Source organism: Streptomyces sp. NA02950 (assembly GCF_013364155.1).
In the GTDB taxonomy this organism is placed as follows: Bacteria; Actinomycetota; Actinomycetes; order Streptomycetales; family Streptomycetaceae; genus Streptomyces.
Genome location: NZ_CP054916.1, coordinates 4,992,411 through 5,014,368 on the forward strand (window position 1 = coordinate 4,992,411; position 21,958 = coordinate 5,014,368).

The following is a 21,958-nucleotide window of genomic DNA, read 5'->3' on the forward strand; positions in this document are numbered from 1 at the left end:
GGGATCCCGGAATCGGCCGTCATGCACCCCGCGTCGCGTCGGCCGTGGGCGATCCCCGCGCTCCGCGACCGCGAACCGAGGGATCCGCCGATGGACATCAGCCGCCGTACGCTCCGCACGCTCGGCGCCGCGTTCGCGGCCGCCGCCCTGCTGTTCTCCGGCTGCTCCTCCGGTTCCTCGACGAGCGCCGCCGCGCAGCCGCCGCCCAGCGTCCCGGCCGCCCTCAAGCCGTACTACGAACAGACCCTGCAATGGCGCGGATGCGGCGGCGCGGGCTTCCAGTGCGCCACCCTCAGGGCCCCGCTCGACTACGCCCGGCCCGGCGGCCGCGAGCTGAAGCTGGCGGTCTCCCGGAAGAAGGCCACCGGATCCGGTCAGCGGCTGGGCTCACTGCTGGTCAACCCGGGCGGCCCCGGCGGCTCAGCGATCGGCTACCTCCAGAGCTACGCCGCGGTCGGCTATCCGGCGCGGGTGCGCGCCCGGTACGACATGGTGGCCATGGACCCGCGCGGTGTCGCCGCCAGTGAACCCGTCCGCTGTCTGACCGACCAGCAGATGGACGCCTACACCCAGACCGACCAGACGCCCGACGCCCCCGCCGAGCGGGACCGGCTCGTGGCCGCCTTCAAGAAGTTCGCCCGCGGCTGCGCCGACCGCTCCGGCAAGGTCCTCGCCCATGTCTCGACCGTCGAGGCGGCCCGCGACATGGACCTGCTGCGCGCCGCGCTCGGCGACAACCGGCTCACCTACGTCGGCGCCTCCTACGGCACCTTCCTCGGCGCCACCTACGCCGATCTCTACCCCTCCCGCGTCGGCCGTCTCGTCCTCGACGGCGCCCTCGACCCGGCGCTGTCCTCCCGCCGGATGAACCTCGACCAGACCACCGGTTTCGAGACCGCCTTCACCGCCTTCGCCAAGGACTGTGTCCGCCGCGACAACTGCCCCCTCGGCACCCGCTCCGTCGCAAACGCCCGCGACCGCCTCGGCTCCTTCTTCACCCGCCTGGACTCCCGCCCCGTCGCCACCGGCGGGTCCCGTCGGCTGGGCGAGTCCCTGGCCACCACCGGCGTGATGGCCGCGATGTACGACGAGAGCGCCTGGCCCCAGCTGCGCACCGCCCTCCGCGCGGCCCTGCGCGGCGAGGGCGGCGGTCTGCTGAACCTCGCCGACCTCTACTACGAGCGCGACGCCGACGGCTCCTACGCCAACCTCATGTACGCCAACCCCGCCGTCAACTGCCTCGATCTCCCCGCCGCCTTCCGCACCCCGGCCGAGGTGGAGAAGTCCCTCCCCGCCTTCCGGAAGGCATCTCCCGTCTTCGGCGGGGCCCTGGCCTGGTCGGCCCTGAACTGCGCCTACTGGCCCGTGCCCGCCACCGGCCGGCCCCGTGCCCTCACCGCCAAGGGCGCGGCTCCCATCGTGGTCGTCGGCACCACCCGCGACCCGGCCACCCCCTACGCCTGGGCCCGCTCCCTCGCCCGCCAGCTCTCCTCCGCCACCCTGCTCACCTACGAGGGCGACGGGCACACCGCCTACGGCCGAGGCAGCCGCTGCATCGACGACGCGATCAACACCTACCTCGTCTCCGGCCGCCCTCCCGCCGCCCAGCAGCGCTGCCGCTGACCAGCCCGAACACCCCCCGCACCGCCCCCGACCGGCCCCGTACGGAGCACCCCTCGAAACTGTGTAGACTTGGCGGCGCTGCTGATGCCAATCTGGCACCGCGGCCTGCCGCCTTAGCTCAGTCGGCCAGAGCGACGCACTCGTAATGCGTAGGTCAAGGGTTCGATTCCCTTAGGCGGCTCTGAGGTGAAACCCCAGGTCAGGCTTCTGACCTGGGGTTTTATCGTTCCATGGGCCATGGAAGGCCGGTGCCAGCGCTCCTGATGGCCTACGTATTCGGATGCGTAGGTCTGGGGTTTCACACTGCGTGGTGGATTCGCCTCCACCGGTGGGGGAAGCGGGCTCTGAGCTGTGGTTTCTGCGAACGCTTCAAGGTGAAGCACCAGGCGCTGCTCAGGCCAGGGGAGCGCGAGGGGAGCGCATCGGTGCAGCGATGGTGCAGAAGCCGTGGTCGGAAGTGCTGCTGAAAGGCCAACGAGGGCGCTCTCCGGCTGCTCAGGGCTTGTTGGAGTCCGACAAGGAGCATGAGCGCGTGGAGGTTCCAGTAGGGGGCGCGTTCCTGCGGGCATGCGCACCGGCCGTATGGACGAGCCTGCTTCGCGCCACACCGCCCCGTCAAAGCCCGGAAGAGGCCCGACGGCTGCTCCGGCGCGTCGGTGACGCTGCCGATGACGCTCTGCGGAGCCTGGGAATCCTGCCAGGTCTCGGGCGCTCCCTCGATCGCCTCAGGCCCGGCTCGTATGCGGACCTCCAGCACGGCATCCGCCTCTCCCATGACCTGGGGCCCGAGGCATTCCGGCTACTGCTCGAGCAGTACGAGGAACACGCTGGTCTGACGAGCAGCGAGTTTTTCACTCCCCGTGCTGTGACGCGGATGATGGCAGAGCTGCTGGTACGTGAAGAGGACGAGCAGCTCACCCTTTGTGACCCGTATCTCCGCGGCGGCGAGCTGCTCACATCAGCCGTCGATACAGTGCGCGGTGCCGGGTGTTCTGCTGCTTCGCTGACCGTGTGCGGCACTGGTTCGCATGAGGACACCCTTCGACTCGCCGGTATGCATCTCATGCTGCACGGCGTACGGGGCACGCCTCGGCACCAGCAGCGCAGCGCCGTGGAACGAGCCGGACCGGCTGTCAGTGACCGCAGATCGGATTCTTCTCAATCCTCCGTTCAACGCGCGCGGATCCGTTCTGCACACCAGCATGCCGGAGCAGTGGCCCTACGGTCCCCCACCCCCTGGGAGCGACTACTTCGCCTGGGTGCAGGACGCACTCCGCAAGCTCAACCCCGGTGGCCGCTTGGCCGTGCTCATGCCCAACAACGCTCTTGCGTCGGCCAGTCGGCAGGACCGTGACATCCGCCGAAACCTGGTGGAGCGCGGAGCGCTGGAGTGCATCATCACGCTTCCTGCAAAGCTGTTCCGCGATACGGCCATCCCTGTATCCGTGTGGATCCTCAGGAATGCACCGAGCCGGAGCCGGCAGATCTTGTTCGTCGACGCTCGGCACTTGGGGGTGATGGAGTCGCGCACCCGGCGGTTGCTCACGGAGGACGACACGTCGGCAGTCGTGCGGGCCGTGGCGTCATGGCAGTTCGACCGGGAGCGCTCGGTTGCGCACGCTGGAACCACAGGCCTGAGTGGAACGGCCGAGTTGGACGACGTCCGTGACCGGGACTATTCACTCAACCCGGCCGATTATGTGGCGCAATCTGTGTCCGCGGGGCGCGATGCCGACGACCTGCAAACGGAGCTCGAGGCCAGTGCGGCGATGTTCCGCCGCGCACGGCATGTCATGGTTTTGGCAGACCAGCAGATGACAAAGGTGCAGCGGGAGCTGGACTCTCTGCATGCTCTGGTCGGTGTCCGTGAGCTCACTGACTGGGAGGAGTGGCCACTGGGCGCGATCTGCGAGGTGCAGGCAGGTCCCTCCCCCTCCCTCATCAAGCGCACCCGTTCGGACGACGGCATTGTGCCCGTGGTGCAGCCGACTCATCTGCGGGACCGCCGAATCGTGGTGCCGGATCAAATGTCGGTGCGGCACGAGCACGCCGAGGGGACACTGAGAAGTACCGCGTGATGGCGGGCGACATCCTGTGTGTGCGGACGGGGACAACCGGCCCTTCGGCGCTGGTGGATGCCTCACAAGAGGGCTGGATCCTCGGCGGCAATCTGCTCCGTATCCGTCCGTTGGCCGATCCGGTGCGGGAGGTCTTGCCGGACTACCTGCTGGCTCTTCTTTCTCTGCCGGCCATCGAGGAATGGATCCGGACCTGCTCAACGGCCACCACGGCAATCGGTTCCATCCTGTCGCGTCGCTTCGCCAGCTCCCGGTACCTCTTCCGGTGTGGGACGAGCAGTGCCGCATCGGAGATCAGTTCAGGTCCTATGACCAGCAGATCGTCGCGCACCGCGACTTTGCCCAAGCTGCCGAGCGTTCGCGGACTGCACTCGCTGAGTGCGTCATGTGGCAGGCGGCGTCCGTGGTGCGGCCCGAGACAACGAGGATGGGACAGGGAAGTTGAGCACAGAACCCACACCGGATCCCTCCAGCGCCCGCTCCCCGTGGCTGTTGGTGGCTCTGTTCTGCTCTCTCACCATCGCCCTGGCGACGGGCATCGTGATGAGTTGGGGAGGAGACAGGCTCGTCGACGCTGCCAAGGTAGGAGGCGGGGCGTTTGTCGCCTCCATGACCATTTGGCTGACTGTTTTGAAGGAGCGTGGACAGCTGTAGGGCAATGGCGCTCATCGCGGCCGACTGCTGCTCGGCCGAGCCACGGGCACCTCTTCGGTGGCAGCGTTGTGCGGTCACTGGGCGGCACCTACAGGCTGCGTGACCCCACGTTCACCGTGTACCCCACGTTCACCCCGAGCTGAGGTCCGCGAGCAACTGGTCCAGCAGATGCTCCTCCTCGACTCGTATGCCGTGCTCGGCGATGGCCTCACCTAGTGCCGGGTTCCAAGGGGTCGGGGCCGGGGCGCCGGAGGTGAGCGGTGTGCCGAGGCCGCGTTCGACGGCGGCGAGATAGGCGGGGGCATTGTAGCGCCACGGTGCTGCGCCGGGCAGGCGCAGGACGGCTGCAGCGATGCGGACGCCGCCCCAGTCGAAGTCGCCGTGGTAGGCGATCGGGCAGCCGCGGTCGGTGAGTTGGGTGAGCAGGGCGCGTGAGGCGAGGGACAGGTTGCCCTCGACGCAGACGAGCGGTGGGCAGCAGCCGGGGTCCAGCCCGTCAGCGGCCGCGGCGAGTACGGCGGGGTTCTCGCAGACCCGGATCGTGCGTCCCGCCACTCCGAGGTCAGATGGTTCCCTGGTGAGCTGGCGTAGCGTCAGGAGGCAGGGTTCGCCCCCTTCGTGTGCGGCGGCGAGGATGCGGCCGGTGGTGCTGCGGGGAGAGCCGGGCAGGCCGAGGACGAGTACGCGCGAGGAGAGTTCGTCCAAGGCCACCCCTACGGCCGACCAGGCGGCCCGGCGGGCTTCGGTGTCGGACGCCGCACCCGCGGGCAGGGCGGCAAGCGAACGGACGGCGGAGAAGACCAGCGTGGCGACCGGACGGCCTTCGTCCAGTGCGTGAGCGTCCCCGAGGGTGCGGGCGGCGAGGACTGGCAGGCCGATGCTATGGGTTGCCGGGAGCTGGGAGAGTACCTGTACCGCCTCGGCGGCCAGTGTGCGGGCCAGCACGGGGTCGCCCCCGGAGAGGCGTTTGAGGAGACCGGTCGCTTCCAGCTCGGCTCGCCAGGATGCCAGGTCGGCTCGCTCGGTGATGGCTGGGACGTCAAGCTCGGCCAGTGCCTGCTGCCAGGCGGCGGCCTCGGCGGCGTGCTGAGCGCGCCGGTCGGGCACGGGTCCGGTCAGCGTCACCACCGCTGCCGCGAGGCCGTCCGGGCAGGTCAGCGACTCGCGCAGCGTACGGTCGACCTCGGTCAGCGGCACGGTGAGCGAAGCGCCCGAGCGCAGACGCCGCCCGAGCAGCAGCTCGATCGCGCGGCGCTGTTCGGCTGTGGCGGCCTTCAGCGTGACGGCGGTGTCCAGTGTGCGCCCGGCGGCCATCCGGCTTCGGACGCGTTCCAGCAGCCAGGCGGTTTCGGGGGTGCCAAGCAGGCGGCGCAGCCGTGGCCGGTCGGTCTCCGGCACGATTACTCGTCCTCCAAGAGAGGCGGCTGCGCGGGTGCCTCGGCAGTCATGGCTGCCTGGGCGGGGATGGGGATGTAAGGGGCGGGGCGCTGGTGGCGGGTGCGGGCGACGCCGTCCCAGCACCAGGGGGTGACCAGGATGGCGTCGATACCCTCGCGCCGGCTCAGCTGGGCGATTCCGATGCCGGGCACGGTGGGGTAACAGGCCCACTCGCGTTCGCTGGTCATCACCACGTCGAGGTCGAACGAGGCAAGCAGGCCAAGGCACTTGGCGCGGGAGTCGTCGTCCACACCGGCGAACGCCTCGTCCAGGGCGATCAGCCGCGGGGCGTGCGGGCCGCCGGAGGAGTAGTGCGAGGAGGCCGCGGCGAAGAGCGGGACCGAGGCGGCGAGCACCCGCTCGCCACCGGAAGCGGGGCCGGTTGCCGGCTTCCACTGGCCGTCCTGCCGGCGCTGGATGGTGAAAGCGTGCCAGGTGCGGTAGTCCAGGGCGCGGGTGAGCTGGTCGGCCCAGGAGTCCCCGGGGTGGTCCTCGCGGTCCTGGGCGATGCGGGCCTGCAGGAACGTGCCCACCTGGGCACGGTCGGCCGGCGACCAGGCATCGGAGGACTGCCGCAGCAGCCTGGCCCGTACGGCCTCCAGACCCTCGGGGGCTTCCTTGGCGGGCTGCCACTGCAGGCGCAAGGTCATGCCGGTCGACGTGGGACGGGCGGCCAGGTCCCGGTTCATCGCAGCCACCTGCTCCTCGGCTGCGGCGATCAGTTCCTGCAAGGCTCCGGCGACCTCGCCGACCAGGTGGTTCTCCAGCAGTTCGCGTTCCTTGGCGGACAGCAGCCGGTCGCGCTGGTCGACCTCCTCGCGCAGGGAGTCGGCGAGGGCCGGAACGTCGTGGGTGCGCCCCTGGAAGACCACGTCAACGATCACGATGCCGTCGTGCAGGGTCATGCCGACGGAGTGGCCGTGGCGGCCGAGGGCATCGGTGAGCACCTTGTGTTCGGTGGAGATGCGTTGCTGGATCAGTTCCCAGCGGCGGTCGGATTCGTCCGTTTCGGCGAGTTCGGTGTTGACGGTGCGGGCCAGCGCGACGGCGGGTGTCGGTGCCCATGGTTCGTCCAGCGGCGGGACGGTGATGGTGGGCAGCGCGGCGGCGAGCAGGCCGGTGGCCGCGAAGGAGCGCAGGGCGGTCACCGCGTGGTCGCGTTCGTCGGTCGCCTCCTCGATCCGGGTACGGATCTCGCTGCGGCGGCCCTCGGCCCGGGCCCGGGCGGTCAAGGCGGCATCACGAGCACGCTGGGTCGCCTTCTCCTCGGCCTCCCGTGCGGCGATCGCCGTGTCGGTTTCGGCCAGTCGGCGGTGGAGCTCCGCCACGCTCGCCCCGACGGTGTCGTCCAGCACCCGGTGGCGCTCGGCGGCGGCGTCGGCACTGCGGCGGGCGACAGTGGCGGCCTCGTCGGCCTGGGCCTGTGCAGCCGCTGCGGTCTCCGCCTCCGCGGCAGCGTCGGCGGCGAAGGCGGCGGAACGCGCCCGGGCGGTGGCGGCCGGAAGGAGCGCGGCGAGGGCGGCCGCGTAGCCGGAGATCGCGTCGCGGATCCGGTCCAGTGCCTCGCGGGTGGCGGCCAGTCCGGTGTCCGAGGCGTACTCCTCGGCCTCGTGGCGCGCTGTCTCGGCTTCTTCCCGGCGCGTGGCTGCGTCCTGCTCGGCCTCCGCCCGACGCTCCGCCAGGCGGCGGGCGGCCTCGGCCTCGTGGTCGACGCGGGTATGCGCCTCGTGCAGCGCCTGGTCGGAGGGCTGGGCACGGTGTTCTGCGGTGAGGGTCGTGGCCCGTTCCCGCAGGGCGCGGCGCCGCTGGTCCAACTGGTCGATCACTGATCCGAGTTCAGTGCGCCTGGCGGCTAGTTCGGTGAGGCGGGCGCGGCGGGCCGCTTCCCGGGCGCCGTCACCGATGAAGCGGGCGGCCGGCTTGGCCCAGCGCCCGGTGAGGGCGCCGATCCGATAGCTCCCGTCAGCGGCGACCCAGGTGTGGTGGTCCGGGCCCCCGCCGAGGCCGATCCCGGCCAGGACGGCAAGCACAGCAGCGTCGTCCAGCACATCGGCCTGCGGGTCTGCCCGGTCCACGGCAGGGCGAAGTACGGCGGTCAGGCTGGTGCCCGGGGCGGCAGCGGAGCCCGGCAGCAGCAGCGCGTCGTGGGTGCGGTCGTCGAGCAGGGTGCCGTCGGGCGCGATCCAGGCGTCCAGCAGTCCGGCGGCCTCCAGGGCTGCCTCGATCCCGGCGCGATCGGACTCCGGAACGGCGTCGTCGAAGTCGACGGCCCGCCACAGCGGCGCGCCGGGACGGTCGACGCGGGCACGCGGATCCCGGGTGTACGCCGGGCGCGGGGTTTCATGGCCGCCGGACTCCAGGCGGGCGGTCTCCTCGTCAACCCCCGTGAGTTCATGCCGTGCGGCGTCGAGCTCGGCGTCGAGCTCCGTCTCCTGCCGGGTGAGCGCGCTGACCGCCGTGCGGTAGGCCTCGGCGGCGGCGTCGGCGGCCGGATTCGGGCCGTCCAGGGTGTCCGTCCACGCTTCCAAGACTGCGATGTACCGGTCGGGATCAGCCAGGCGCAGTTCGACCGCTCCCGCAGCCCACGCGCGCCACACCGCGAGGAGACCGGCTGCCTCTTCACCGACGGCCTGCCGGGCTTCGGCTACACGCTCCTGCGCGGCTTCCGCATCCGCGGCCGCACGGGCGGCTTCGGTCTGTGCCGTACGCACCCGCTCGTCGGCTCGTTCGGCGTCGGTGAGCAGCCGGGTCAGACCGGTGACGGCCTGGCGGCGCCGCTCAATGGCGCGCTCGCCCGTCCTACGGGACTCCGGAAACGGGGGTTCCTCGCCGTCCAACGACGCGGCCACCGGGGCATGATCGATTCCGGCAGCCTCGCCGGCTTGTTGAGCCGCTTTGTTGGCTTCGGCGAACGCCGACTGGTCGGCATCCCTGCGAGCTTGCGCGTCGGCGGCCCGGCGCCGCCAGTCGCCGGCGAGCCGCTGGGCGGTCCGGGCGGCGGAGGCGCGGTCATCGGCGACCGCGCGCAGCGCCTCGGCTGTCTTGCCGGCTTGTTCCAGCTCGCGGGCGGCGTCCATCTCGGGGCTGCGATGCAGTGCGTCCCGGGTGGCGGTCAGCGCCACCCGGGTGTCCTCCAGCTCTTCCAGCCGGGCTTCTGCCGATACCAACCGCTCTTCTGCCCCTGCGTGTTCGGTCTCGGCCTCGGTGAGACCACGGCCAAGGTGTTCGTACCGGCTGTGGGCGACGCGCAGGACGGCGGCCTGCCGCTTGGCGGCGATCTCGGCGTAACGGCGGTAGTGGGTGAGGAAGGCGGTGGCGGCCGTGGATGCCTCGGTGAGCGCGCCGAGCGTGTGTCGTTCGTCGTCCAGACCGCGGAACGCCTCGGCGACCTCCCCGATCAAAACCGGATCAAGCGGTGGCAGTGACTCGGTGAGTGCTTTGGACAGCAGCTTCTCGTCGGGCCGCTTCGACAGTTGCGGCTGACGCAGCTGGATGAGCAGATTGACCAGCGCCTCGTAGCGCTCCTGGCCGAGGCCGAAGAGCTGTTCGTCCACGGTCCTGCGGTATTCGGCGGCGGTGTCGTGGACGAGTCCGTGGCCCTGCAGCGCCTCACGTAGCCGTTCCCGGGTGAAGGGAACCCGGGAGGCGGACATCAGCGGCAGGTCGGGACCTATCCGCAGGCTGGTGGTGAAGAACCAGTGCTTGGCGATGCCTCGCCCCTTGACCGCCTTCAGCCCGCAGCCGACGGTTCGGTACTGAGCCCGGCCGTCCTCGCCGATCCGCCCGAATTCCAGCCAGGTGTAACCGGTGCGTTCGTCGTGCGGGTGTCTGCCGCCCAGCAGCAGGTTCCACTCCATCCGCTTGGCGCGGTCGCCGTCCGGCTCGACGCGGTGGGCGGCGAGTTCGCCGTCGAGGAGGAACGGCAGCGTGAGCGCGAGGACTTTGGACTTGCCCGTGCCGTTGTTGCCGCGCAACAGCAGCCGCCCGTCGTGGAAGCGGAACTCCTCGGCGTCGTAGTAGAAGATGTCGGTCAGCCCCGCGCGCAGCGGCTGCCAGCGACTACGGGCGGGCTCGGGCAGGGGCGTGGAAGCGGCGGATGGCGCGGTGGTCATGCGCGGGAGCGGGCCTTTCGGATGGTCGGTGCGGCCAGGGCGTAGCGGACCAGGGCGGGCTTGGCCGTTACGGTCTCGCCGTTCCGGCTGACAAGGCCGAGAGCGGCGAGCCGGTCCAGGGCCTGGGCCGCCAGCTCGGCGGCGGCCGCGGGCTCGGCGGCGGACTTACGCCAGTAGGAGCGGTGCCGTATGGCCAACTCTTTTACGAGCGCAACAAGTTGCTCTTCGTTGCGCGGGCCGTCGGCCTCGGCCAGGTGGGTGGCGATCAGCAGCGTGACATGCCCGTCGGTGCCTTGTTCGGGCATGCGGAGGTCGGTGAGTTCGTCGTCCGGGTCCACCATCGCGATGCCTTCCGCCCGCGCCTCCGGCACCAGACCCGTGAGTTCGGTGATCCTGCGCGTGATCGCGTAGCGCTGGGAAACCAGATAGGCGCGCTCGTCCTCGGGCAGCTCGGCGTAGTACAGCACAGGGTCGTCCAACAGTCTGCGAGTGAGCCGGTGGCGCAGCGCTCGCAGCCGCAACTCCTCGGTGTCCGGGGCGACTTCTGAGGTGAGCGCGCCGAGTCGCTGGTCCGGATCCGGATCCGCCGCTTCGATGGTGGACGGGCCGCGGGTGGCGGCCGGCAGCGCAGCCAGGACACGCCGGCGCACGTCGTAGAGCACGTCGTTGGACGCCTCTGACAGATACGCCTCCTCATCGCCGGAGACCCGGTGCAGCACGCCCCACTCCAACAGCAGCCGGACGACCGCCACCAGGTCGGAGCGCTCTTCCCGGCGCTCCATGCGGAAAACGATTCCCGCGTCCGCGATGACCGGGTCGGCGGTCCCGGTCAGCACCCCCTCGGCGAGCCGGCCCAGGGTGGTCTGTCCGTCGGCCCGCTCCAGCGTCGCCAGTGCCAGGCACAGCAGAACGTAGCGGCGTCGGGTGAACGGCACCCTGGTGCGCGGCGCGCGGGCCGGTCTGGTCGCGTCGTCCAACCGCGCGGGGGTCTTGTACAGCCGGGCGGTCTCGGCATCGACCACCAGTCGCCAGCCGGTCTCGTGGGTGAACCAGGACGCCAGCTCACCCCCGTGCTTACGGACCAGCCGGAACTCCTCACTGCCGCTGGTCAGCAGTGGTGAGGCCAGCAGCGCGCGGGCCGCCCGGCGGCGCTCCGCCTGTGCGTCGGTGACGAGAGCAGTGCTCATCGGCGCGTCTCTCCCACGGCGTCGGTCGTGAGCGGAGGCGTCATCGAACGTACTGAGGCCGGCCCGCTCCCTCCGGCGCTGCTCTCGTGCACGAGGTCGACGATCTCGATCACATGCTCAGGACCGGAGAGCACACCGTCCGCCGTCGGGATCCGGACCACGGCGTCGGGGTCCACCAGCTTCAGGCGGACCTCCATGGTGCCGTCGCCAGTGATTGCCGAGGACTCATGCTCACCTGGCACCCGAGCGGACAGCGCGTCTCCGAGCACCGCGAGGAACAGCCGGAACGCATGCGGGTCGAGCCCGTCGTCGCCGGCCAGCTCGGACAGCAGGACCGGGCCGCCCGTAGCGAGCCGGGCACGGGCCGCGGCGGTCTGGGCGGCCTCGCGCTCGACCTGCTCGGCCAGTACCTGCCGTGCCGCGGACCGGTCGGCAACCCGGGTCGGCCGCCCGCGGCGCTCGTACGAACCCGTCTCGCGCAGTCTGGGGCTGATCTCGAGTGGCGGAGCCTGTGCCCATGGCGTGGTGCCCGGCAGATCCGCGTCCTGCCATGCTGCCTCGGTTTCGGCGTCCACCGTCAGATGGCGGGCCGGGGCGAGGGCGAAGGCCGCCCGCCACAGCCGGTGCGCTGCGTCGTCATCCGGGGCTTGCGCGAAGAAGCGGGCAAGCGCCCGGAAGTCGGCCGACCGATCGGAGCGACCGCCACGCCGTTCGTTGAGCGCGGCCACCGTGTTGACCAGGCTGGTGATCGCGCTGACCGCCGCACCGCGCAGCAGCTTCGCCTGCGACGGTTGTCGGTTGGACCGGCTGAGAAACCAGTCGGTCAGGCCGCGCCAGCGGTTCTCCCACGCAGTCAGCGCGGCCTGCGACGCAGCCAGCCGGGCCCGTTCCGCTTCCTGTCCGTCCGCTCCCACCTCCGGCACGGCGTCGCCGGCCTCCCGCTGTGCGGCGGACAGCAGCAGGCGGTCCACACCTGCTGTGTTCAGCTGAGTGAGCAAGTCTGCAATCTGCGCACCGCGGTTGGCCAGGTCAGCGATGAAGCGGTCGATATATTCCACCAGCCGGTCTTTGTACGCGATGAACGCCTCCTCGTCGCCGTCCTGGAAGTCGATGGTGCGGCGCAGTGAGGCCATGAACGCCTGGGCGTTGTCGGCGAGGCTGCCGAACCGGTCGGCGAGCGCCAGCAGCGCGAGATGCGCCTTGGCCGGATCAGGGTCCTTCTGTCGGGCGAGTGCGAGCAGGGCAGCCAGCTGCTCGGCGATGTCCGCCAGGGCCACCGACTGCAGCTGGCCGCGCCGGCCCAGCGCCTCGTCGTAGACCGCAACCGCTTGCAGCGCGGCCTGGCCGTGACGGGTGAGCTGGTACAGGAAGCGCGCCCGGTGGAAGTCCTCCACCGAGGTCACCCGGCCGGTGTCGGGGTCCGCACGGAGATTGCCCCAGTCGACCAGCTGGTCCAGCGCGCCGCCGACCGCCTCGATCGGCACCGGCGCCCCGCCCGCCTCGGACCGCAGCTCCGCGGCGACGTCCTCGGGCCGCAGATGAACGATGAACCGCTCCCTGGCTTCTGCGAAAACGTCCAGGACTCGGTCGTACAGGGCCGCGTTCGGCGCTTGCAGGTAAGCGAAGGGCTGAGGCGGCGAAGCGCTGGACTTCTCGCCGAACTTCGGACTGGACTTCCCGGACACGCACCCCAGGCTCTCAGACAGGTCTGACAACGCGGGCGTGAATCGGAAACCGGCCACTCGGAACGGTGGGCGATCCCGTGGGATTACTACCAGTGGTAGCATAGGGATTATGGCCGGTAGTAAGAAGTACTCGATCAGTCTCCCCGAGGACCTCGCGGAGACCGTACGTGCTCATGTCGGACCAGGCGGCTTCTCCGCTTATGTGGCCGAAGCCCTGGAGCACAGGGTGGCCATGGACAAGCTCCGCGAGATCGTCGCCGACTTCCAGACCGACAACGACCCGCTCTCCCGGGACGAGGTCGAAGCGGCCCGCGCCCTGCTGCGGCATGACCACCGCGGTGTGGGCGGAACCGCGGCCTGATGCCTGGCACACTGCTTCTGGACAGCGAGGGCCTGTCCAAGCTCTACCTCAAAGACCGCGTCGTCGTGACCCTCGTACAGGCGGCCCTGGAGGAGGGCATACGGGTGGCCACGACCGCGATGACCACCCTGGAGGCTGATTACGAGCGCGTGCATCCGGCCCGCATCCGGTGGGTGCTGTCCCGTATCGACGTCCATGACGTCACGAAGAGCGTGGCGGACCAGGCTGCCGTGCTGCTGCGCGGCCACCACCTCCACGGTCACAAGTACGCGATCGACGCCGTTCTCGCCGCCATCGCACGGGCCGCGCCGGCCCCCGTCACCATCCTCACTTCCGATCCCGAGGACATCACCTTGCTGTGCGGGCCTGCCGTCGTGGTCACCAAGGTCTGAGCACAAGGCGCCGACGGCATCGCGTACTGCTCAGGCCATGGTTGTGGCCTACGGCCTGGAGGGGCCGTGGCTTGTGCAGCGCTCCTGACTTGTCCCAGGCGTAAGGAGGCAGCCAAGCGCCGGGGTATCAGCGAGGCCGAGATCATCCGGCAGGGCATCCATCTCGCCGCCATGGCCAACCGTGTGTGGGAGGAGCCCCTGTTTTCTCGCACCTTCTCGGGATCCGGCCGTACCCCCACCCATGACGACGTACGTGACGCCGTGGCCGACGCCGTCCAGCGCGAGACCGGCCGGGGGACCGCCGCGTGATCACGGAAAGCGTTGTCAGGCGCCTTTCAGGTGGCGCATCAGGCGTTCGAAGTCGTGCCAGCCCGACAGATCCGCCGGGTCGCCCGGGAGGGGGTAGTAGAGGGCGGGGCGGGTCGTGGGGCCGAGCTGGAGGGGCGGTTCGGCGAGGGGGGTGCGGCGGGCCCGGTCGCCGGGGAGCTCGCGGACCTCCTCCGCTCCGAGGACGAAGGCCAGCGGGACGCCGGGACCTTCGAAGCGGGGCGGGACCATCAGGTCGCGGCGGGCCTTGCGGAGCTGGAGGAGCATGGACTGGAGGTGATGGCGGGTGGCCAGGATCTCCGCGACCCGGGGGAGCACGCCCAACGGGGGTTCCTCGTCCGGGCCGTAGCCGAAGGCCAGGGTGATGTCCTCCTCCACGCCCCCCGTCGTGCGGCTGATGCGGACCGTGGCCAGGGCGGGGCGGTCGGGGCTGCCGACGACCACGAGCCAGGTGGGTTCGGGCGCCCGGTCGCGGGCAACATCCGTCAACTGGCGCAGGGACCAGGGGAGATTGGCGGGTTCGGCGGTGCCCCAGCCGGCCGGGGGGTCGCCGGTCAGTTCGCGCCAGACCGACTCCAGGGCGCCGCCGAGGACGAGGCGGTCGTCGGCGGGGTGAACGGTGCGGAAGGTGAGGGCCAGTTGGCGTTCACCGGTGTCGGCGAACTCCTGATAGGCGGTGGCCACCGGGGTGCGGGGATCGTCCGGGGTGGCGTCGGCGGACTCGACCGGGGCGAACAGGCCGTTCTGCCAGCGCAGTACGGCGCCGGAGAGGCCGTCGTAGTAGCCCTCCTTCTCGTCCTGGACGACCCAGCGCGAGGGCCAGCCGCCGAGGCTGTTGCGGACGGCTGGGGAGAGCCGGGCGTCGGTGGAGGTGACGATCTGGAGGCCGAGTTCGGCGCGGGCGGTGGCGCGGCGCGCGTCCGCGAGCCAGGCCGTCATGGCGACCACCGGGCGGTCCTGGATGACAACGGCGACCTTGTCGGTGAGGACGTCGACGGCGGGCTGCGCGGCCGCGGGCGTGGGCGCCACGCCCACCCCCTCCGAGGCCACCACGGTCAGGGAGCGCGCGGCCTCCGGCGGCCAGGCGGAGCCACCGGTCAGGGACGCCAGCCGGGCCGCGAAGGTGCCCGCGAGCCGTTCCGCCTCCTCGACCCCGGTGGCGGCACGGGCCTCGGTCCACCAGAACGGCACCGGAGGCGGAGTGGCCCCGAGCAGCCGCTCGGCCTCGCCCGCCACCTGTACGAGCACCGGCGCCTCCACGGAGACCAGCGGCCGCCCCTCCGGGTCGCAGAGCTGGACAACGGCGTCCTCACCCGTGGTGCCCATCAGCTTGTCGGGGCCTCCGGAGAGCAGGCCCGCCAGCACGCTCAACGGGTCGGGCATCTTCTGCGTGAGGGTGATGACGTCCTTGGTCATGGGGTTCCCGTCCGATCCTTCGTTGTCCTTGGGGTCCTTGGGGGCCTGGGGGTCTGGTGGCCGGGGGCCTGAGTGGCTGGGATGCCTGGGGTACGCCTGGCCGGCTCGCGCGCGCGTCCGGCGTCAGCCGTCCGTGTACACCGTCTGGATCAGCCGGTTCGGATGGCTCCGCCGGATCAACACCCCACGCCCGGCGGGCTGCTTCGCGGCGTACACGCCCGGGAACAGCTGCCCTTCGCCGCGGTCTCCCGTCATCACCAGTGCCGAGGCCCCCGATTCACGCAGACCCATCACCAGCGGTTCGTACATCCCGCGCGAGGCGCCCGCGACCCGGCGCGTCAGTACGAAGTGGAGGCCGAGGTCGACCGCCGAGGGGACGTACGGCAGGAAGGGCGCGAGCGGTGCCTGCCCCGCGGTGGTCAGCACGTCGTAGTCGTCGACCAGGACCACGATCCGCGGACCGCTGCCCCAACTGCCCGGCTCCAGGTCCTCAGTGTCCGCGGCGTCCGCGTTTTCGTCGGGTAGCCGCTTCTCCAGTTCGGTGGCGATGCCGGCGGCCAGGCCCCCGCACATCCGGGCGTTGTACGCGTACCCGCCGCGGAACTCCTCGGGTATCGCGCCGCGCAGCCCGCGCCGCGGATCCATCACCGCGAAGACCAGGTCGTCCTCGCCGTAGCGCTCGATGAGACCGTGCGCGATGGTCATGAGGAGGTTGGTCTTGCCGCATTCGCTGTCGCCGAGCACCAGCAGATGCTGGTCGTGCTCGAACAGATCGAGGGTCACGGGCGCCAGCGCGGACTGGTCCAGGCCGATCGGCACCCGCGTGGGCTCGGCGGCCGGGCCCGGCAGCAGTGCGGGCTCCAGCATGTGCGGCAGCACCCGTACGGGCTGGGCGACTTCACCGTTCCATGTGGCGCGGACGGTGCGGGCCGTGCGCTCCAGGACGGCGCCCAGATCCGCGGTGTCGGCGAGCCCGTCCGTACGGGCCAGCGCGACCTGCGCGAAGAGCTTGCCGTCGGTGAGGACGCGGCCGGGCTCGTCGGGCGCCAGGGTCTTCGCGAGCTTGCGGTCGATGCTGGACTCGCTCGGGTCGTTCAGACGCAGTTCGACACGGGTGCCGAAGTTGGACTGGGTGGCGATGCGGACGTCGTTCCAGCGCAGCATGGCCGCGACGACATGGATCCCGTAGCCGCCGCCCCGCTTGAGGATGTCGACGACCGCGTCGTCCAGCTCCTCGAAGTCGTCGCGCAGCGCCCCGAAACCGTCGATCATGAGCACGATCTCGGCGGAGGCGAGCTCCGGCAGCTGACCGGCCGCGTGCAGGGAGCGCAACTGCTCGACGGAGTCGATGCCGTGCCGGCGGAAGAGGTCCTCGCGGGTCGCGAGCATGGTCCGCACCTCTTCGACGGTGCGCCCGGCGCGCTCGCGGTCGGCGCGCCCCGCGACCCCACCGACATGCGGCAGTCCGGACAGCGCCTGGAGCCCCCCGCCCACCAGGTCGAGGGCGTAGACGCCGACCTCCTGCGGGGTGTGGGTCAGGGCGAGGGAGAGGGCGAGGGTGCGCAGCAGCGTCGTCTTGCCGGACTGCGGGCCGCCGATGACGGCCGCGTGGCCGCCCGCCACCGTGAGGTCGAGGTACCACCGGCCCTGCCACTGCTTGGTGGGGTCGTCGAGCAGCCCGAGCGGTACCTGGAGCTGTCCGCGGCGCCCCGCGAGCTGCGTACCGCGCGTGCCGACGTCCAGCGGGCCCGCGACCTTGTCCAGCGCGATGGCATCGGGCAGCGGGGGCAGCCAGATGCGGCGCACCGGGGCGGCGGCGTCCGCGAGTTGCCCCACCATGACGCCCAGCTCGGTCGGCCCGGTCTCACGGCGCCGCATCGCGGGCTCCTGCTCGCCCGGCCCCTCCGGTTCGGTGAGGGTGTTGTACGCCGGGTACTCCAGCGCGAGCGGACCGGTGTCCTCCTCCTCCTCGCCGCGCTGGACGGGCCCGCGGTAGGCGCCGGAGACGTAACTCGCCTTGAAGCGCTCGTAGTGGCTGGTGTCGACCTTCAGGAAGCCGAAGCCGGGCAGCGGCGGCAGGTGGAAGGCGTCCGTCGTGTCCAGGACCGTACGGGACTCGTCGGCGGAGAACGTGCGCAGGCCCAGCCGGTAGGAGAGGTAGGTGTCGAGCCCCTTGAGCTTGCCGCTTTCGATGCGCTGGCTGGACAGCAGCAGATGCACCCCGATGGAGCGGCCGATGCGGCCGATGGACAGGAACAGGTCGATGAAATCCGGTTTGGCGGTGAGGAGTTCACCGAACTCGTCGATGACCACGAAGAGATGCGGCAGCGGCTCCAGGTCGGGCCGCTTCTCGGCGCGCAGTGCGGTGTAGTGACCGATGTCGGCGACGTTGCCCGCGTCCTTGAGGACCTGCTGACGGCGCTTGACCTCGCCCGCGAGCGAGGCGTGGACGCGCTCGACCAGTCCCGCCTGGTTCTCCAGGTTGGTGATGACACCCGCGACATGCGGCAGTCCGGCGAACGGGGCGAAGGTCGCGCCGCCCTTGTAGTCGACCAGGACCAGGGCGAGGTCCTCGGGGGGATGCGTGGCGACGAGCGCGAGCACGAGGGTGCGCAACAGCTCCGACTTTCCGGAACCGGTCGCGCCCACGCACAGCCCGTGCGGGCCCATACCGAGTTCGGAGGACTCCTTGAGGTCGAGGAGCACCGGGTCGTGGGAGTCGCTGATGCCGATGGGCACGCGCAGGAAGGCGCGTTCACTTCGCGGCGCCCACAGGCGTGGCACGTCCAGCCGGGCCACGTCGTCGATGCCGAGCAGTTCGGCGAAGTCGACGGGGCCGGACAGCGGGGCGTCGACGAGCGATTCGGCGGACAGCCGCAGCGGCGCGATCATCCGGGCCAGCCCTTCGGCGAACGGGATACCCACCTCGTCCACCGTCCCGTGGGCGCTGATCGGCTCCTGCTCGCGCAGGTCCTCGATGACGACCTGGTCGCCGTCGACCGTGATCCGGACGCTCACCTGCCCCGGCTCCTGGACCCGCCGCTCCAGCAGATGGAGCACGGTGACGCCCATCTCGCGCAGCCCCACCGCATCGTCGGGGCGCGGCAGGTCGACGGCGTCCTCACCGTGCCCGTCGGCCACCACGAGGAGCCGGGACGTCATGGACAGCGCGTCCACACCGGACAGACCCCGGCGCACCTCGGCCGCGTACGAGGCGCGGCGGCGCAGCTCGGGCCCGATCTGCCGGGCGAGCTGGGGCAGTGAGGGGGCGATGCGGCGGGCGGCGACGGGGCCGTCGAACTGCTCGGTGTCGAGCAGATGCGGCAGCCACTTCACCCACTCCCAGTCGGCCATCCGCTCACCCGGCACGCCGAGCGCCATCGCCGCGTCGTCCGGTGCGTGGGTGGCGGCGGTCTGCACGAGCAGGGCGCGCACCACGCGCAGACCGTCCTCGCGCGGGCCGATGACGCTGATGTTGCCGACACGGTCCAGGGGCACGGTGAGCGGGAGTTCGGTGCCGGTGCGGAAGCGGGCCATCAGCGCCGACGCCTCGTTGAGCATGAAGCGGTCGGGCGGGGTGAGGACGGACGAGCCCTGCTGGGCGACGGTGAGGTCGCGTACGGGCATTTCGCCGGTGCCCACGCGCACGCGCAGGAAGTCCCCGTCGAGACGGCGGCGTTCCCACAGCCGGGCGGGGTCGCGCACGATGTCGTACAGGGCGTCCGGCGGCGGGTTGAGCACATCGGCCCGCTCCCGGCGCTCACGCTCCTCACCGGCCAGTTCCTCGCGGAGGTCTTCCAGATAGGTCAGGTACGCCTCGCGCTGGGTGCGCCGGGTGCGCTGGGCCTTGCCGCGCTGGGAGAAGACGAGACCCAGGGAACCGATGATCGTGACGACGACGATGATCGCGCCGAGCCCGGCGAACTGGCTGTTGCGGACGACCGTCATCATCACGACGGACGACAGCACACCGGCGACGGGCAGCATGGACATCGCGACGTTGCCCGACTTCCCCTCGGGGAGGTTGGGCGGAGCCTCGATGGTGCGCGCCTCGGAGGGGGCCGGGGGGCGGGTGGTCCGGGCCGGGCGGTGGATCAGTCGGGTACTCATCGGCGTCCGTCCTCGGGATCAGCGGCGCTGCTGGGAGAGCCGGAACGCGTCCGCGGCGAGTGCGGCGGCGGCTTCCCTGGTCGCGTGGGCGAGACGTTCGGTACGGATCGGGCCGCCGGCCGCCAGGTGCCGGTCGTACGGCAGCGCCCGGACGCTCGCGCCGGTCTCGGTGAGCCGCTGGGCCGCCTTGTCGAGGTCGATGCCGGAGTGCGGGACGAGTTCGGTGAGCGCCACCACGGTTCCGGTGATCATGTGGCGGGGCAGCCCCCGCATCCACTGGAGCACCGCGTGGGTGCTGGTGATGCCCTCCAGGGTGGCGGGCGCGGTCAGCACCCGGGCCTGGGCGGCGGCGAGCGCGACGCGGGCGACCTCGGCGGGCAGCGTCTCGCAGTCGACGACGGTCACGCCGAAGTAGCGGCGCAGCGAGACCATGACCCGCTCGTACGCCTTGGTGTCGAGCATCGTGCCGATCTGGCCCTGGCTGCCGGGGAGCAGCCAGGCGTTGCCCGGGAGCTGGACGAGATAGCCGGTGACGTCGAGCAGGGACATCTGCGGTTCGACGATGCCCGCCAGATCGCCGGTGGTCCAGCGCACGGACTCGGCGCCGAGCCGCGACGGCAGCGAGCCGAGTGCCGGATCGGCCTCGACGAGGAGCACCGGATCCTGCCGGTAGTGCGCGTACGCCATGCCGAGCAGCGCCGTCACGGTCGACTTCCCGGCGCCGCCGCGGATGGAGGTGACGGCGATCTGGCGGCCGGTGGTCACGGGCCGCTGGAGGGTCTCGGCGATGGCGGTGGTCTCGGCGACCTCGCGCGCGGCCGAGGAGGAGACGGTACGGCGCAAGATTCGCACGGCGCGCGAGGCCAGGTGCTCGCCGTGGCGCGGGCGGTGCGCGGCGGCGGCGAGGGAGGGGTCGAGCACGGGGCGGGAGTCGGGGGTGTGCGGGGGAGGAGGTGTGACCGGGTGGGGCCGCACGCCGGGCCGTGGCGCGTGCTGTTGGTCCGGGTGCGGGGGCGGGACCGCCACGGGGGTGTCCGTGGGAGTGCCCACGGGACTGCCCACGGGACTGCCCACGGGACTGTCCACCGGGGGCTCCTGCCCGGGAGTGCTGCCGTCGTCCCGCAGGGTCCGCAGCACCTCGCCCTGCCAGTTGTCCGCGTTCGCCATGTCGGCCCTCTTTCCCACCTGCCACCCTGCCCGGAGGGCCGCGCGTCGATTCAGAACTTGTTGAGCAGTTGTCCGTAGACGCCGAACACACCGACGGCGAGCGGGAAGAGCCCCACGACACCGATGGATTCGGTCAGATCGGCGATCCGTCGCAGCCGGACCCGTACATGCTCGGGCGGCTGCACCGCCAGCGCCAGCAGCGGCAGGAGGGCCGCCGCGCCCAGCACGGCGAGCGGTCCGGCGCCCCCGCCCTGCCCCATCCACACGACCACCAGACGGACGACGAGCACCGCGGCGGCAGCGAACAGCGTGACGACCTCGGCGATCAGCGGGAAGGCGCGCGCCCGGGAGAGCAGCACCAGGGCCACCACGGAGGAGAGCGACACCGTCCACACGGTCGGTTCGTCGCCCATGGTCAGCAGCCAGTCGCCGGACACCGCGGAGACCGCGGTGACCATCGTCGCGAGGGCGAGACCGCGGTGCGTGGCCGCGAGCGCGTTGCTCACCTGGTGGCGGCTGACGGATGTACCGGCGGAGCGGCGGTCGTCGAGCGCGGTGAGGCCGGAGGCCATGAGCGCGAGCCGCGGCAGCAGTCCGAGGAGGACGATGGAGAAGACCGCCATCACGGCGCCGAGCCGGGCCGTGTCGTCCTGTGCGGCCGCGACGGCCAGCCATACGACGGCGAGGACGACGGTGGCCCCGGCGCCGACGAGGCCGCCGCGGCCGAGCGGCGAGAAGTAGCCGAGCAGGGCCAGTGTCAGGGCGGCCGCACCCGCGACGGCGGCGAGCCGCGCGGTCCCCGACCAGCCGTGGGCGTCGGCGGCGGTCCACGCGGTGAGGACGCCGAGTCCGCCGGAGGCGATCAGCAGGGCCGTGGCGAGCCCGCGGTTTCCCCGGCCGACCTTGGCGGCGGCCGCACCGGCCGCGGCGAGGAGGAGCGCGACGACGGCGAGGGCCGTGGCGAGCGTGTCGAGCGCGACCTCGCGGCGGGCGAGCAGCCCGGCGAGCACCGCGAAGACCACGGTGGCCACGCCCGCGCCGATCCGGCGCGCGGCCGGGCGCCAGCGCCACGTCTGGAGGTCGAGGTCGTCCGCGACCAGATCGGTCACGTCGTGCACCACGGGCGCGGGCGGCGCCGCATGCGCCCGTACGAGCCGCAGGACGGCTCCGTCCGCTATCTCCGCCGAGGAGAGCGTGGCGTCGTGCGGCAGCGCGGAGCCGTCGGCTGTGATCAACTGCCGGGTCATCGGCCGCGATGCGGCCCGGTCGTCCAGCAACTGGAGGATGTCCGGCAGCAACTGCCCGATCGGAGCGTCCGAGGGCAGGACGATATCCGCCCGGCGGCGCTCGCCGATCAGCGTCACCCGGCTGAGCTGTGCCCGGGAAGTCGATGCTGTGTTCACCACGTG

Annotated in this window: 13 protein-coding genes, 1 tRNA gene and 1 pseudogene; 7 read left to right on the plus strand and 8 right to left on the minus strand. The window is 71.5% G+C overall.

Annotation, left to right across the window (positions count from 1 at the left end):
• The first annotated feature begins 90 nt into the window (after nt 1–90).
• The 4 genes and pseudogenes from HUT19_RS21905 (at nt 91) to HUT19_RS21920 (ending at nt 3,701) form a co-directional block, all read left to right on the plus strand.
• Complete coding sequence (locus tag HUT19_RS21905) at nt 91–1,623, plus strand: alpha/beta hydrolase (protein ID WP_176182099.1); 1,533 nt, start codon at nt 91–93, stop codon at nt 1,621–1,623.
• A 107-nt stretch (nt 1,624–1,730) separates the two neighbouring features.
• Nucleotides 1,731–1,804, plus strand: a tRNA-Thr gene (locus tag HUT19_RS21910).
• 252 nt (nt 1,805–2,056) lie between these two features.
• Nucleotides 2,057–2,698: pseudogene (locus HUT19_RS44330) on the plus strand (N-6 DNA methylase); the annotation flags it as partial.
• Nucleotides 2,652–3,701 carry an N-6 DNA methylase gene (locus HUT19_RS21920; protein WP_254885701.1) on the plus strand — a complete coding sequence of 350 codons (1,050 nt, stop codon included), beginning with the start codon at nt 2,652–2,654 and terminating at the stop codon, nt 3,699–3,701. The pseudogene HUT19_RS44330 and the gene HUT19_RS21920, both read left to right, overlap by 47 nt.
• Nucleotides 3,702–4,484: 783 nt before the next feature.
• Here the strand turns inward: HUT19_RS21920 and HUT19_RS21925 are convergent.
• From HUT19_RS21925 to HUT19_RS21940, 4 genes are read right to left on the minus strand one after another with little or no spacing between them, the layout of a single operon-like run.
• Complete coding sequence (locus HUT19_RS21925; protein WP_254885702.1) at nt 4,485–5,753, minus strand: TIGR02679 family protein; 1,269 nt, start codon at nt 5,751–5,753, stop codon at nt 4,485–4,487.
• A 2-nt stretch (nt 5,754–5,755) separates the two neighbouring features.
• Nucleotides 5,756–9,904: a TIGR02680 family protein gene (locus tag HUT19_RS21930; protein ID WP_176182101.1), complete on the minus strand. Its 4,149-nt coding sequence runs from the start codon at nt 9,902–9,904 to the stop codon at nt 5,756–5,758.
• Nucleotides 9,901–11,091, minus strand: coding sequence for a TIGR02678 family protein (locus tag HUT19_RS21935; protein ID WP_176182102.1), 1,191 nt, complete (start codon nt 11,089–11,091; stop codon nt 9,901–9,903). Before HUT19_RS21935 ends, HUT19_RS21930 begins: the two co-directional genes overlap by 4 nt.
• Complete coding sequence (locus HUT19_RS21940) at nt 11,088–12,776, minus strand: TIGR02677 family protein (protein ID WP_254885703.1); 1,689 nt, start codon at nt 12,774–12,776, stop codon at nt 11,088–11,090. The genes HUT19_RS21935 and HUT19_RS21940 overlap by 4 nt, the downstream gene beginning before the upstream one ends.
• A gap of 109 nt (nt 12,777–12,885) precedes the next feature.
• Here HUT19_RS21940 and HUT19_RS21945 point away from each other — a divergent pair, with 109 nt between their 5' ends.
• From HUT19_RS21945 to HUT19_RS21955, 3 genes are all read left to right on the plus strand, one after another.
• Nucleotides 12,886–13,137, plus strand: coding sequence for a hypothetical protein (locus tag HUT19_RS21945; RefSeq protein ID WP_176182104.1), 252 nt, complete (start codon nt 12,886–12,888; stop codon nt 13,135–13,137).
• Nucleotides 13,137–13,529, plus strand: coding sequence for a DNA-binding protein (locus HUT19_RS21950; RefSeq protein ID WP_176182105.1), 393 nt, complete (start codon nt 13,137–13,139; stop codon nt 13,527–13,529). The genes HUT19_RS21945 and HUT19_RS21950 overlap by 1 nt, the downstream gene beginning before the upstream one ends.
• A gap of 66 nt (nt 13,530–13,595) precedes the next feature.
• The gene (locus HUT19_RS21955; RefSeq protein WP_176182106.1) at nt 13,596–13,838 is read left to right on the plus strand and encodes a hypothetical protein; all 243 of its coding nucleotides are present in this window, start codon (nt 13,596–13,598) and stop codon (nt 13,836–13,838) included.
• 15 nt (nt 13,839–13,853) lie between these two features.
• On the opposite strand, the gene HUT19_RS21960 is transcribed toward HUT19_RS21955, so the two are convergent.
• The 4 genes from HUT19_RS21960 to eccD all read right to left on the minus strand — a co-directional run bounded on the left by HUT19_RS21960 (nt 13,854) and on the right by eccD (nt 21,955).
• Nucleotides 13,854–15,272 carry a DUF6177 family protein gene (locus HUT19_RS21960; protein ID WP_176182107.1) on the minus strand — a complete coding sequence of 473 codons (1,419 nt, stop codon included), beginning with the start codon at nt 15,270–15,272 and terminating at the stop codon, nt 13,854–13,856.
• A gap of 123 nt (nt 15,273–15,395) precedes the next feature.
• Complete coding sequence (gene eccCa / locus HUT19_RS21965; RefSeq protein WP_176182108.1) at nt 15,396–19,382, minus strand: type VII secretion protein EccCa; 3,987 nt, start codon at nt 19,380–19,382, stop codon at nt 15,396–15,398.
• A gap of 18 nt (nt 19,383–19,400) precedes the next feature.
• The gene (locus tag HUT19_RS21970; protein WP_176182109.1) at nt 19,401–20,549 is read right to left on the minus strand and encodes a MinD/ParA family protein; all 1,149 of its coding nucleotides are present in this window, start codon (nt 20,547–20,549) and stop codon (nt 19,401–19,403) included.
• A gap of 50 nt (nt 20,550–20,599) precedes the next feature.
• Nucleotides 20,600–21,955, minus strand: coding sequence for a type VII secretion integral membrane protein EccD (gene eccD, locus HUT19_RS21975; protein WP_176182110.1), 1,356 nt, complete (start codon nt 21,953–21,955; stop codon nt 20,600–20,602).
• Nucleotides 21,956–21,958: the final 3 nt, after the last annotated feature.

Bases quoted from the DNA above. Each gene is read 5' to 3' on its own strand.
- HUT19_RS21935 (WP_176182102.1), bottom strand. From the start codon at position 11,091: ATGAGCACTGCTCTCGTCACCGACGCACAGGCGGAGCGCCGCCGGGCG.
- HUT19_RS21905 (WP_176182099.1), top strand. From the start codon at position 91: ATGGACATCAGCCGCCGTACGCTCCGCACGCTCGGCGCCGCGTTCGCG.
- HUT19_RS21930 (WP_176182101.1), bottom strand. From the start codon at position 9,904: ATGACCACCGCGCCATCCGCCGCTTCCACGCCCCTGCCCGAGCCCGCC.
- HUT19_RS21920 (WP_254885701.1), top strand. From the start codon at position 2,652: ATGAGGACACCCTTCGACTCGCCGGTATGCATCTCATGCTGCACGGCG.
- HUT19_RS21950 (WP_176182105.1), top strand. From the start codon at position 13,137: ATGCCTGGCACACTGCTTCTGGACAGCGAGGGCCTGTCCAAGCTCTAC.
- eccCa (WP_176182108.1), bottom strand. From the start codon at position 19,382: ATGAGTACCCGACTGATCCACCGCCCGGCCCGGACCACCCGCCCCCCG.
- HUT19_RS21960 (WP_176182107.1), bottom strand. From the start codon at position 15,272: ATGACCAAGGACGTCATCACCCTCACGCAGAAGATGCCCGACCCGTTG.
- HUT19_RS21945 (WP_176182104.1), top strand. From the start codon at position 12,886: ATGGCCGGTAGTAAGAAGTACTCGATCAGTCTCCCCGAGGACCTCGCG.
- HUT19_RS21970 (WP_176182109.1), bottom strand. From the start codon at position 20,549: ATGGCGAACGCGGACAACTGGCAGGGCGAGGTGCTGCGGACCCTGCGG.